Origin of the sequence: Flavobacterium sp. HSC-32F16, from assembly GCF_024171645.1 — a bacterium.
GTDB lineage: Bacteria > Bacteroidota > Bacteroidia > Flavobacteriales > Flavobacteriaceae > Flavobacterium.
In genome coordinates, this window is sequence record NZ_JALKAC010000005.1 from 257,075 (window position 1) to 268,956 (window position 11,882).

The following is an 11,882-nucleotide window of genomic DNA, read 5'->3' on the forward strand; positions in this document are numbered from 1 at the left end:
GAGTTTGAAAAAAGCATTCGTAATTATAATAGTATTATTTTCAATATTTTCATGTAAAAAAACAGAAGAAAAAGTTGAAATTAAAATTACAAAACCAAAGATTAAAAAAGTAGAATTTGGTTTTAATTACGCTGATTTTAATGTCGTTAATGATACTATATCCAAAGGAGATTCCTTCGGTTCTATACTGCAAAGTCAAAATATTGGCGATAAAAAAGTACACGATATTGTAGAACAGGTAAAAGATTCGTTTAATGTTAGATCTATTCGATATAACAAACCTTTTGTATTACTGCGTTCAAAAAACAAAACAAACAATCTTCAGGTTTTTATTTATCAGCCAGATGCATTAACTTATTATGTTATCGATTTACGAGACAGTATTGCAAAAGCTTATAAAAAAATAAAACCGGTTACTTTAAAACGAAAAATTATTGGCGGTGTTTTAAAAAGCTCTTTATCTGAAACTTTAGGAAACGAAAGTGTTGAAACAGCTCTTGCCAGCAGAATCACAAAAGTATTTTCTTGGTCAATTGACTTCTTCAAACTTAAAAAAGGCGATCGCTACGGTTTAATTTTTACAGAACGTTTCATTAATGGAAAAACTTACGATGGCGTTGAGGATCTTGAAGCTGCCTTTTTTGAATATAAAGGCAAAATCGTATATGCCTTTCCTTTTGAAAAAGATACACTTTCTGGAAAAGTTGAATATTATGATGATGAAGGAAAAACATTGAAGAATTTTTTCTTAAAAACACCAATTAAGTTTAGCCGAATCACTTCAAGATTCACCATGAACAGATTTCATCCTGTACAACATACCTGGAAAGCACATAAAGGAACTGATTATGCGGCTCCAACCGGAACACCAATTTCAACAACTGCATCCGGGGTTGTAGAAGCAACCGGATATACAGCAGGAAACGGAAACTTTGTAAAAGTAAAACACAACGGAACTTACTCTACTCAATATTTACATATGTCCCGAATTTTAGTAAAACGCGGACAAAGAGTTACCCAAGGACAAACTATTGGCTTAGTGGGAAGCACCGGTTTAGCTTCTGGCCCTCACGTTTGTTATCGTTTCTGGAAAAATGGCGTTCAGGTAGATGCACTTCGATTAAATCTACCAACCGGAGAATCTTTAACCGGAAATGACAAAACCCGTTTCTTTAAACAAATCGAACCTTTGAAAAGAGAATTGGACAGTATTGGAAATTTGTAGAGTTTTAAATATTCACTTAAAATAGAAAAAAATGAAAAACGCTCGGCTTAAAGCGATTTACAATGAAACTTTTTCAAATTTAAAACTATTTTACAGAGACACTACTTTACCGGAAAATTTAATTTCAAATTATAAAGTTGGACAAATCATTCAGGAAAAAGGTTTTACTGATATGACTTCTATTGGCGGCGGACTTTCGGGAAATTTCAGGTATTTAATTGCAAGTGCACACGCAAAAGATTTATCGAAATTCAATCCTGATTCAGCAAAAACAGGTCACTTTCTGTTAGACACGATTGCCTATTTTAAAGTATTGGACATTTATAGAATTGGCGATAAAACACAGGTTTTTCTTTTAAACATTCCAGACAATTCACTTTCTCTTTTTAAAAATTCATCTTCAAATCTGGAAGAAGAAATTACAGAAAAAGCTCGAAAAAAATTCAATGATAAAAACAGTTCATCTTTGGTTTTGGAATTACAAACTGAAAACTGGAAAGAAAGAACTCAATCTCCTATTGGAATGAACAACAATGGCGAATTCTTTTTTGACCATTCTAAGATTAAAACCGAACCTCTAAAAAGGATAGAAATAAATACTGCCGAGAAAACTATAAAAATTAACAAAAAGCCTTGGTGGAAGATTTGGTAAAATCTTTTACTAAACAATTTCTAAATTCTAATTCATTTATGAAAAAGGCTTCACTCATAATTATCTCTACAATAATAATTGGATGTTCAAATCCACGTGTTTTTATTCTAGATGACACAAAGGAAAACAAATATTTTGTATCCGAATTTATAAATAATGCTTTTGAAGAAAATCAGATTGATAAATCTCCTTTAATTGTAATAAATGGAAAACCTTTTAGATACAACAAAAACCAGGACACCATTTTATTACCTCTGAAAAAATCTAACATCAAAAGTTTAGAATTCCTGAACCAAAACAGCAGTCGTATAATTTATAATGAAAAAGAAAATGATGGCACTATTATAATAACCACAAGAATACAAGACTAATAACATCATAAAACGTTTTCGTAACTAATTGTTATATAATCCCTATCCGTTATCCTTTTAAAAGTTATTTCAGTATTTTTGTGTTTCTAAAAAAACAAAATCTTCAATAAAAATACAAATGGCTTTAAACACAACAAACCCAACAGGGACTGAAGCGTGGAAAAATCTGCAAAACCACTATAATGCAATTCACGAAACCACAATTCAAGAATTGTTTCAACAAGATAAAACTCGTGCTGAAAAATTCAACTTACAATGGAATGACTTTTTAGTAGATTATTCTAAAAATAACATCAGTCAGGAAACAATTTCTCTTTTATTAGAATTAGCAAATTCTATTGGATTAAAAGATGCGGTTGCTCAATATTTTGGAGGCGCATTAATTAATCAAACTGAAAATCGTGCTGTTCTTCATACCGCATTACGCGCACCAGAATCATCAGTAATTAATGTTGATGGCGAAAACGTAATTCCAGAGGTTTATGAGGTAAAAAACAAAATCAAAAATTTTACAAACGAAGTTATTTCGGGAGAAAGAAAAGGTTTTACAGGTAAAGCTTTTACTGACATTGTAAATATTGGAATTGGAGGTTCAGATCTTGGGCCGGTTATGGCCGTTGAAGCTTTACAATTTTACAAAAATCACCTAAACACACATTTCGTTTCAAATGTTGATGGTGATCATGTAAACGAAATAATCAAAAAATTAAATCCTGAAACAACTCTTTTCTTAATCGTTTCTAAGACTTTTACAACACAGGAAACTTTATCAAACTCAGAAACTATTAAAGAATGGTTTTTGAAATCAGGTTCGCAGGAAGATATTGCAAAACACTTTGTGGCGGTTTCTACAAACATTCAAAAAGTAACAGAATTTGGAATTAATCCTGACAATGTTTTCCCGATGTGGGACTGGGTTGGAGGAAGATTTTCTCTATGGAGCGCTGTTGGATTAAGTATTGCTTTGGCAATTGGTTTCGACAATTACAATCAATTATTAGTGGGAGCTAAAGAAATGGATGAACATTTCAAATCGGCAGAATTTAACGAAAACATTCCGGTAATTTTAGCTTTGTTAAGTGTCTGGTACAATAATTTCTTTGGTGCCGAAAGTGAAGCTTTGATTCCATATACTCAATACTTATCAAAATTAGCTCCTTATTTGCAGCAAGCAACTATGGAAAGTAATGGTAAAAGTGTGGGTCGCGACGGAAAACCAGTTGATTACCAAACCGGAACTATTATTTGGGGAGAGCCCGGGACTAATTCACAACACGCCTTTTTCCAATTGATTCACCAGGGAACAAAATTAATCCCAACAGATTTTATTGGATTTGTAAAACCATTATATGGGAACGAAGATCATCATAATAAATTGATGTCGAACTTTTTTGCTCAGACTGAAGCTTTATTAAACGGAAAAACTCCGGCACAAGTTCAGGCAGAATTTGACAAACAAAATTTATCTGCTGAAAAAGCTTCTTATTTATTACCATTTAAAGTTTTTACCGGAAACAAACCAACAAATACAATTTTGATTCAAAAACTTACTCCAAAAAGTTTAGGATCATTAATTGCATTATATGAGCACAAAATTTTTGTTCAGGGCGTTATCTGGAACATTTTTAGTTTTGATCAATGGGGAGTTGAATTAGGAAAACAACTAGCAAACTCAATTTTAGACGAAATAAATTCTAAAACGGTTAAGGATCATGACAGTTCTACTTCATTTTTATTAAATCACTTTTTAAAGAACAAATAAATTTAACTAAAAGTTCAATTTTATAAAACACTGAAACGCCTTGATTTAACAAAATTTAAGGCGTTTTTTCGTATATAACTATGTGTAAAACATTATATTTTAACATATTTTGAAAGTTTATCGCTACAGTACTATTTAAAATATTGCTGTTTTAACAAAATAACCTACTTCTAATTCAACAAACCATCATTTTATTTAAAGAAAAAAGAAAAATTCATTTTAATACGCAATACAAACTATAAAAGTTAACTTTCTTAACATTTTGATAACATTATCTGATTTTAATGTTATAATTTTGCCAAAAACAATAAACTTAATAATAACATGAAGAAAATGAAAAATTGGTTACTTACTGGACTATTTTTTATGATAGTTTCAACCGTATTTTCACAAGGAAAGGTTACTGGTACTATTACCGACGGTACAGGTTCATTACCAGGAGCAAACGTACAGATCAAAGGATCTTCTACGGCGACTTCAACAGATTTTGATGGTAAATTTACCCTTAATTCAACGACATCTACAGGAGAAATTGTTATTTCTTACTTAGGTTACGAAAACAAAACTGTAAAATTTACAGTAAATGGTGGTACTGCAAACGTAGGAACTATCGCTTTATCATCTAATTCTAACGAATTAAGTGAGATTGTAGTAAAAAGTACAGTAGTGGATATTGCAAAAGACAGAAAAACTCCGGTTGCTGTTTCTACAATTAAAGCTGCAGAAATTAGAGAAAAATTAGGAACTCAGGAATTCCCGGAGATTTTAAGAAATACACCTTCTGTGTATGTTACTAAATCAGGTGGTGGTTTTGGAGACTCAAGAATTAACATTCGTGGTTTTAACCAAAACAACATTGCTGTTATGATTAACGGTATGCCGGTTAATGACATGGAAAACGGTTCTGTTTACTGGAGTAACTGGGCTGGTTTATCAGATGTTACATCTGCTATGCAGGTTCAAAGAGGTTTAGGTTCTTCTAAATTGGCTACACCTTCTGTAGGAGGTACAATCAACATTGTTACTAAATCTTCTGACATGAAAGAAGGAGGATCTTTTTCTTCTGGATTTGGAAATGGAAGAAACTTCAAAATTCAAGGATCTTATAACACAGGAAAATTAGACAACGGTCTTTCTGCTTCTGTTTTATTATCTCAAACAATGGGAGACGGTTACATCCCAGGAACTCAATTTGAAGGTTCTAACTACTATATCGCTTTAGGATATACTACTAAAAACGACAAACATGATTTCCAAGTTACTGTAACTGGAGCGCCGCAATGGCATAACCAAAGATCTACAGCTTCTACAATTGCAACTTACCAAAAATATGGTTCTCTTGCTGAGCCAAATATCAGATACAATCCTGATACAGGTTATTTAAATGGTGAACAATACAACATCAGAAAAAACTACTACCACAAACCAATTGCTTCTTTCAACTGGGATTATAAAATCAACGAAACTACAAAACTTTCTTCTGTTCTTTACGCCTCTATGGGTCGTGGAGCTGGTGCAAGTGCTACTGGTGGTGTAGGAGGAAACGTTTACAATAGTTCAGTTTTCTTATTACCAAACGGTATGGTTGATTATGACAAAATCCAAGCATGGAACAATGGTACAGGAACTGTTTTCTTTAACGGAGCAAACAGATCTAGATCAGAAATTGGTGGTGCTCACCAAAATAGTTCTTCAACAGGTAGAACTGGAGCTGGAAATGCTACAGATCCTTATGTTTACAACACTACATCAGGTATTACTCAAACTTCATCTATCAACTCTCATGACTGGTTTGGAGCTGTAATCAACTTGAACAAAAAATTATCTGAAACCTTAACATTAGATTTTGGTGTTGATGCAAGAACTTATACAGGATACCACTTTACAGTAGTTAATGATTTATTAGGTGGTGATGAATTTTTTGACAACAACATTGCAAGTTTAAAGCCAACTGGAAGAAAACTTACATCAACTTACGCTACAAACGTTCAATGGAATGTTTTCGATAAGAGAAATTATGACAAAATCTCATTTAACAGTACTGGAAAAGTAAGATGGTATGGTGCATTTACTCAATTAGAGTACTCTAAAGATAATTTAACTGCATTTGTTCAGGGAGCAATTTCTCAACAAGGATTTAAAAGAGAGGATAATTTCGTATACTTACCAACTGATCCATTAGCATCTACAGATTACGAAAATATCTTAGGTGGAAATGCAAAAGCTGGAGCGAACTACAACATCAACGAAAAACATAATGTTTACGTTAATGCTGGATACTACTCAAGACAACCATTCTTTAACTCAGTTTATCCAAATAACAGATCTACAGTAAACCCTAACCTTACTAATGAGAAAATTACTGGATTTGAAGCTGGATATGGTTTCCGTTCAAGATTCTTTAATGCGACTGTAAATCTTTACAACACGACTTGGAACGACAGATACTTAAAAGGTAATGCTCTTCCTGCTGGTGGAGGAATTGCTGCAAACACAACTTATACTGAATTTACAGGTCTTAATGAGGTTCACTCTGGAGTTGAATTTGAAGGATCTTCTAACATTACAGACAAATTCAAAGTTAATGCAATGTTCTCTTACGGGATCTGGGAATACAAAGGAAATGCAAGTGTAAACGCTTACTATCAAGCAGATAACACTCCTGTTGCTGGATATACTGCAGCTACAGTATACATGGATAAAGTAAAAGTAGGTGACGCTGCACAAATGACAGCTTCATTAGGAGCTTCTTACGAAGTTTTAACAAGAGTAACACTTGATGCAAATTATAATTTTAATGATAAATTATACGCTGGATTAAGCCCTACTACATTTACAAGTGCTGATAACAAAGGAGCTTTAGAATTACCTTCTTACGGTTTATTCGACGCAGGTTTCTCATACAAAATGTTAACTGGTAAAAACAAAGACAAATCATTAAATTTCAGATTAAACGTAAACAACTTATTCGACAAAATTTACATTGCTGAGTCTAGAACAAACATTTTTGCTGATGACAACGTAAGTTCTACAAATGCTGCTGCAGGAACTTATGTTTCTAACAACAGATTGTACAGAGGTTTAGCTGATGGTAACCAGGTATTCTTTGGTTTCGGAAGAACTTGGAACTTTACACTACGTTACGATTTCTAAAATTTAGAATCTAAATAAATAATAAAACGGCATTGACTTTTAAGTTCAATGCCGTTTTTTTATGGTCATTTTTGTTATATTTGTTTTTAACAAAAAAACACAGTTTATGTATAATTTTATAAAACAGTTTCACTCTGGCTGGGCTTATTTGGCATTATTGCTATTAGCATTTGCCGTTATAAATGCCATCATAGGTTTTACCTCTAAAAAAGAGTTTACAGCAAAAGATCGCAAAATTTCTTTGTTTGCATTAATTGGAACCCATACTCAGTTATTAATCGGTTTAATATTATATTTTGTTTCTTCAAAAGGCCTTGCTGTTTTAGGACAAATGTCTAATCCTGAACTACGATTAACATCATTAGAGCATCCTCTAATTAATATTATTGCAATCGTTCTAATTACTATTGGATGGTCAAAACATAAAAAACTAATCAACAGCGAAGCTAAATTTAAAACTTTCGCCGTTTTTTACGGATTAGGATTGATACTTATTTTAAGTAGAATTCCGTGGAACCTATGGTTCTAAAAAATACCAATTAAAAGCCCTGGAAACATGGGCTTTTTTTATCTCGGCATATTATTTGTACAAACTCCCCCAAGTCTGAAAAAAAATAAATCATGAGTAAAAAGAACATTATTCTTACCACATTAACAATAACTTTTTTAAGTTGTTATACCTACGTTATAAGCCAGACCAAACCAGTAATTGAGCCAAAAACACCTCAAGATACAGTAAAAAATATCAGGCCAAACATTATTGCACTTCCAACTGATTCTGTTTTTACAGATAAAGGTTTAAAATTAAAGGCATATAAAAAAAATGCTCACGCATCTTATTATTCGGATCGCTTTAATGGAAGAAAAACAGCTAACGGAAGCCGATTTAGCAATAGCAAATACACTGCAGCACACAAAAAACTTCCCTTTGGAACCAGAGTTAAAGTTACCAACGAAGCCAACGGAAAGTTTGTGATTGTAAAAATCACTGATCGAGGTCCATTTGTAAAAACCCGTGAAATAGATCTTTCTAAACGTGCTTTTATGGAAATCACCAAGCATAAAGGCGCAGGTGCCATGAAAGTAACTATTGAAAGAATTATAGAATAAAAAAATCCCGTCTTGAAATTTCAGGACGGGATTTTTGTTTAAACCAATTTTCTAAGGCTCATTGCAATTCCGGTATGAACTCCTTCATGATAATTATTAAAATCTAAAGCTCCATGAATGTTTTTAAGCGTATAACCTAAGCTTGTTGTATATTCATGATAATCTACAAAAAGACCACTTTCAAAATCATTTTCTGTTTTTTCTAGTGTAGACGAAAGCAATTTTTTAATTTCATCAACTTCTTCCTGAGAAACATCTCCTTCTGGTTTTGTTCCTTTTCGGTATTTCAATATAAAATCTTCAGAAACCATGGCAGGCAATCCCGATAATTTATAAACTAAAGTCTGCTGCGCTGCAACACAATGCCCCACATTCCAAATTATATTATTACTAAATCCTGACGGAATCCTATTTAATTGTTCTAATGAATGATTGTCCAATATCTTCAAAAGAATTTCTCTAATGGTTTTCTGCACATCAAAAACTGAATTCATAATTTTATTTTTTTTCTAAAATTAGACAATTTTCAGTTTCAAATGAATTTTCTTTGTACTCTAACAAATAGTAAAAAAAATGAACAAAATATATTACTTAGCATCTTGCGACACTTGCCGAAAAATCATAAAAAGTCTTCCTGAAAACAATTTAGTTTTTCAAGACATTAGACAAGATCCAATTACAGAAGCTCAATTGGAAGAAATGTATAAACTTTCCGGAAGCTATGAAGCTTTATTTAGCAAAAAAGCACAATTATACAAATCAATGGGTTTAAAAGATAAAGCATTGACAGAAGCTGATTTTAAAAAATATATTCTAGAACATTACACTTTCTTAAGCCGTCCGGTTTTTATTATTGATGGCAGAATTTACATCGGCAACAGCCAAAAAAATGTAGCAGAAGTGATTAATGCATTGAGCTAAAAAGCAAATATTTTTTCTGTTAAACTGAAAACTGCGACTGAACACTAATTTCCAACTGAATAGAGCAAACTTTTATTTATCTTTGCGCCTTTATACTCAATTATATGATACAATCTATGACAGGGTTTGGCAAAGCTTCTTTGCAATTGCCTACAAAAAAAATCACAGTCGAAGTAAAATCCTTAAACAGTAAAGGTTTAGATTTAAACGTAAGAATGCCATCGGTTTACCGCGAAATGGAATTAGGTTTAAGAACCCAAATCTCAACAAGACTAGAAAGAGGAAAAATTGATTTTGCAATTTACATTGAAAGTACTGCAGAACAAACGTCGACAAAAGTAAATGTGCCTGTTGTGAAAAATTATATAGCACAATTGAGAGAAGTTTATGCTGATGCTGACGAAACGGAATTAATGAAAATGGCCGTTCGCATGCCAGATACATTGAAAACAGAACGCGAGGAAATCGACGAAAATGACTGGGAACAGATTCAGGTTATCATTAATGAAGCTTTACAAAACATTTTAAGTTTTAGAAAAGACGAAGGCGAATCTCTTGAAAAGGAATTTAATCTTCGAATCGGAAATATCCGTCAATATATGAATGACGCTTTGGCTCTTGATCCGGAACGCGTTCAGGCGATTAAAGACCGTTTACAAACTGCAATTTCAGAATTACAAGTTAATGTTGATGAAAACCGCTTTGAGCAGGAACTGATCTATTATCTTGAAAAATTAGATATTACTGAAGAAAAAGTTAGATTAACCAATCATTTAGATTATTTTATTGAAACTTTGGGTGGAAGCGAAGCAAACGGACGTAAATTGGGTTTTATTACTCAGGAAATGGGCCGTGAAATCAACACTATGGGTTCAAAATCAAATCATGCTCAAATGCAGAAATTGGTTGTGATGATGAAAGATGAATTGGAAAAGATTAAAGAACAGGTTTTGAATGTGCTTTAAAGCTATAAGCTAAAACGACATCAAATTAAAGCTTAAGGCTTAGTGCCTAAAGCTTAAAGCATAATAAGCATACACTAATGAACAAAGGAAAATTAATTGTTTTCTCGGCACCTTCAGGATCAGGAAAAACAACTATCGTAAAACATTTACTAGGACAGGAAGATTTAAACCTGGAATTTTCAATCTCAGCAGCTTCTCGCGAACCTCGCGGAGAAGAACAACACGGAAAAGATTATTATTTTATTTCGTTAGAAGAATTCAAAAAACACATTAAGGCAGAAGATTTCCTGGAATGGGAAGAAGTATATCGTGATAACTTTTACGGTACTTTAAAATCTGAAATCGAACGAATCTGGGCTTTAGGAAAAAACGTGATTTTTGACATTGATGTTGCAGGCGGATTACGAATTAAACATAAATTCCCAGAACAGACTTTGGCTGTTTTCGTAAAACCGCCGAGTGTCGACGAACTTAAAAGAAGATTAAAAGAACGTTCTACAGAGAGTGAAGATAAAATCAATATGCGTATTGCAAAAGCATCTGTAGAATTGGCAACGGCTCCGCAATTTGATGTAATTATCAAAAACTATGACTTACCAGTAGCTTTGGAAGAAGCGCATCAATTGGTTAAGGATTTTGTCTCTAAATAGTTATTTAGTCATTAGTTGTTAGTCCTTAGTCTGAAACACATCAAGCTAAAAATTTTACATGAGCGGTATTAAATCTTACAAAGAGTTATTCATTTGGCAAAAAGGAATTAAACTAGTAGTTCTTGTTTATAAACTCACTAAGAGCTTTCCTAAAGAAGAAATATATGCTTTGACAAGTCAATTAAAAAGAGCCAGTGTATCTATTCCATCCAATATTGCGGAAGGTTTTGGACGCCAAACTGACAAATCATTTAATCATTTTTTGAATATTTCCAGAGGTTCTTTAAATGAGATAGAAACACAATTAATTATAGCAAAAGAGTTAGAATTTATTTCTGACGAAGACCTATTTAATGAAATTATGTTTTTAATTGAAGAAGAAAGCAAAATGATAAGTGCTTTTGCTAAAAATCTAAAAGACTAAGCACTAAGAACTAAGTACTATAATAAATGAAAATAGGTCTTTATTTCGGAACATACAATCCCATTCATGTTGGTCATTTGATCATTGCCAATCATATGGCGGAGTTTGCAGATTTAGATCAGATTTGGATGGTTGTTACGCCTCATAATCCGTTGAAGAAAAAGGCAGCTTTATTAGACGATCAACAGCGCCTTCAAATGGTTTTTCTGGCAACAGAAGATTATCCGAAGATAAAACCGTCGGATATTGAGTTTAAATTACCTCAACCGAGTTATACCGTAATTACTCTGGAACATTTAAAGGAAAAATATCCAAATCATGAATTTTCTTTAATTATGGGTGAGGACAATTTGAAAACGCTTCATAAATGGAGAAACTATGAAGTAATTCTGGAAAACCATGATATTTATGTTTATCCGAGAATTTCTGATGAACCTGAAAATGTTGAACTAAAATCGCATCCAAAAATTCATGTTATTGATGCGCCGATCGTAGAGATTTCTTCGACTTTTATTCGAAACAGCATTAAAGAAGGTAAAAATATTCAGCCTTTATTACCGCCGAAGGTCTGGGAATATATTGATCATAATAATTTTTATAAGAAGTAAGATTTTAAAAATAAGTTCTGAGTAACAATTCATATTGCAGC

At 32.6% G+C, this 11,882-nt stretch carries 13 protein-coding genes; 12 read left to right on the forward strand and 1 reads right to left on the reverse strand.

Annotation, left to right across the window (positions count from 1 at the left end):
- Positions 1 to 4 precede the first annotated feature (4 nt).
- The 7 genes from L1276_RS16250 to L1276_RS16280 all read left to right on the forward strand — a co-directional run bounded on the left by L1276_RS16250 (position 5) and on the right by L1276_RS16280 (position 8,273).
- Positions 5 to 1,225: a peptidoglycan DD-metalloendopeptidase family protein gene (locus L1276_RS16250; RefSeq protein ID WP_253789546.1), complete on the forward strand. Its 1,221-nt coding sequence runs from the start codon at positions 5 to 7 to the stop codon at positions 1,223 to 1,225.
- A 31-nt stretch (positions 1,226 to 1,256) separates the two neighbouring features.
- Positions 1,257 to 1,877 carry a hypothetical protein gene (locus tag L1276_RS16255; RefSeq protein ID WP_253789547.1) on the forward strand — a complete coding sequence of 207 codons (621 nt, stop codon included), beginning with the start codon at positions 1,257 to 1,259 and terminating at the stop codon, positions 1,875 to 1,877.
- A 38-nt stretch (positions 1,878 to 1,915) separates the two neighbouring features.
- On the forward strand, positions 1,916 to 2,248 hold the full coding sequence (locus tag L1276_RS16260) for a hypothetical protein (RefSeq protein WP_253789549.1): 333 nt from the start codon (positions 1,916 to 1,918) through the stop codon (positions 2,246 to 2,248).
- A gap of 118 nt (positions 2,249 to 2,366) precedes the next feature.
- Positions 2,367 to 4,010: a glucose-6-phosphate isomerase gene (pgi, locus tag L1276_RS16265; protein WP_253789551.1), complete on the forward strand. Its 1,644-nt coding sequence runs from the start codon at positions 2,367 to 2,369 to the stop codon at positions 4,008 to 4,010.
- A 324-nt stretch (positions 4,011 to 4,334) separates the two neighbouring features.
- Positions 4,335 to 7,163, forward strand: a complete 2,829-nt coding sequence (locus tag L1276_RS16270; RefSeq protein ID WP_253789553.1) for a TonB-dependent receptor domain-containing protein — start codon at positions 4,335 to 4,337, stop codon at positions 7,161 to 7,163.
- A 106-nt stretch (positions 7,164 to 7,269) separates the two neighbouring features.
- Positions 7,270 to 7,692, forward strand: a complete 423-nt coding sequence (locus L1276_RS16275) for a hypothetical protein (protein ID WP_253789555.1) — start codon at positions 7,270 to 7,272, stop codon at positions 7,690 to 7,692.
- A gap of 92 nt (positions 7,693 to 7,784) precedes the next feature.
- The gene (locus L1276_RS16280) at positions 7,785 to 8,273 is read left to right on the forward strand and encodes a septal ring lytic transglycosylase RlpA family protein (RefSeq protein ID WP_256527403.1); all 489 of its coding nucleotides are present in this window, start codon (positions 7,785 to 7,787) and stop codon (positions 8,271 to 8,273) included.
- A gap of 38 nt (positions 8,274 to 8,311) precedes the next feature.
- On the opposite strand, the gene L1276_RS16285 is transcribed toward L1276_RS16280, so the two are convergent.
- Entirely contained in the window at positions 8,312 to 8,767 is a 456-nt protein-coding gene (locus L1276_RS16285) for a DinB family protein (protein ID WP_253789557.1), read from the reverse strand.
- 79 nt (positions 8,768 to 8,846) lie between these two features.
- Here L1276_RS16285 and L1276_RS16290 point away from each other — a divergent pair, with 79 nt between their 5' ends.
- From L1276_RS16290 to nadD, 5 genes are all read left to right on the forward strand, one after another.
- Positions 8,847 to 9,194 (forward strand): arsenate reductase family protein, encoded by a 348-nt coding sequence (locus L1276_RS16290; RefSeq protein WP_253789559.1) that lies wholly within the window; start codon positions 8,847 to 8,849, stop codon positions 9,192 to 9,194.
- A 104-nt stretch (positions 9,195 to 9,298) separates the two neighbouring features.
- Positions 9,299 to 10,159, forward strand: coding sequence for a YicC/YloC family endoribonuclease (locus L1276_RS16295; protein ID WP_253789561.1), 861 nt, complete (start codon positions 9,299 to 9,301; stop codon positions 10,157 to 10,159).
- Between the two features lie 77 nt (positions 10,160 to 10,236).
- A complete protein-coding gene (gene gmk / locus L1276_RS16300) occupies positions 10,237 to 10,809 on the forward strand; it encodes a guanylate kinase (RefSeq protein WP_253789563.1) in 573 nt (190 codons plus the stop codon).
- Positions 10,810 to 10,867: 58 nt separating this feature from the next.
- Positions 10,868 to 11,233 (forward strand): four helix bundle protein, encoded by a 366-nt coding sequence (locus tag L1276_RS16305; RefSeq protein WP_253789565.1) that lies wholly within the window; start codon positions 10,868 to 10,870, stop codon positions 11,231 to 11,233.
- 26 nt (positions 11,234 to 11,259) lie between these two features.
- A complete protein-coding gene (gene nadD / locus L1276_RS16310) occupies positions 11,260 to 11,841 on the forward strand; it encodes a nicotinate (nicotinamide) nucleotide adenylyltransferase (protein WP_253789567.1) in 582 nt (193 codons plus the stop codon).
- Positions 11,842 to 11,882 lie beyond the last annotated feature (41 nt).

What these genes read in the sequence shown, in the direction of transcription:
- L1276_RS16255 (WP_253789547.1), top strand. Translation starts at nt 1,257, where the DNA reads ATGAAAAACGCTCGGCTTAAAGCGATTTACAATGAAACTTTTTCAAAT.
- L1276_RS16260 (WP_253789549.1), top strand. Translation starts at nt 1,916, where the DNA reads ATGAAAAAGGCTTCACTCATAATTATCTCTACAATAATAATTGGATGT.
- pgi (WP_253789551.1), top strand. Translation starts at nt 2,367, where the DNA reads ATGGCTTTAAACACAACAAACCCAACAGGGACTGAAGCGTGGAAAAAT.
- L1276_RS16270 (WP_253789553.1), top strand. Translation starts at nt 4,335, where the DNA reads ATGAAGAAAATGAAAAATTGGTTACTTACTGGACTATTTTTTATGATA.
- L1276_RS16275 (WP_253789555.1), top strand. Translation starts at nt 7,270, where the DNA reads ATGTATAATTTTATAAAACAGTTTCACTCTGGCTGGGCTTATTTGGCA.
- L1276_RS16280 (WP_256527403.1), top strand. Translation starts at nt 7,785, where the DNA reads ATGAGTAAAAAGAACATTATTCTTACCACATTAACAATAACTTTTTTA.
- L1276_RS16285 (WP_253789557.1), bottom strand. Translation starts at nt 8,767, where the DNA reads ATGAATTCAGTTTTTGATGTGCAGAAAACCATTAGAGAAATTCTTTTG.
- L1276_RS16290 (WP_253789559.1), top strand. Translation starts at nt 8,847, where the DNA reads ATGAACAAAATATATTACTTAGCATCTTGCGACACTTGCCGAAAAATC.
- L1276_RS16295 (WP_253789561.1), top strand. Translation starts at nt 9,299, where the DNA reads ATGATACAATCTATGACAGGGTTTGGCAAAGCTTCTTTGCAATTGCCT.
- gmk (WP_253789563.1), top strand. Translation starts at nt 10,237, where the DNA reads ATGAACAAAGGAAAATTAATTGTTTTCTCGGCACCTTCAGGATCAGGA.
- L1276_RS16305 (WP_253789565.1), top strand. Translation starts at nt 10,868, where the DNA reads ATGAGCGGTATTAAATCTTACAAAGAGTTATTCATTTGGCAAAAAGGA.
- nadD (WP_253789567.1), top strand. Translation starts at nt 11,260, where the DNA reads ATGAAAATAGGTCTTTATTTCGGAACATACAATCCCATTCATGTTGGT.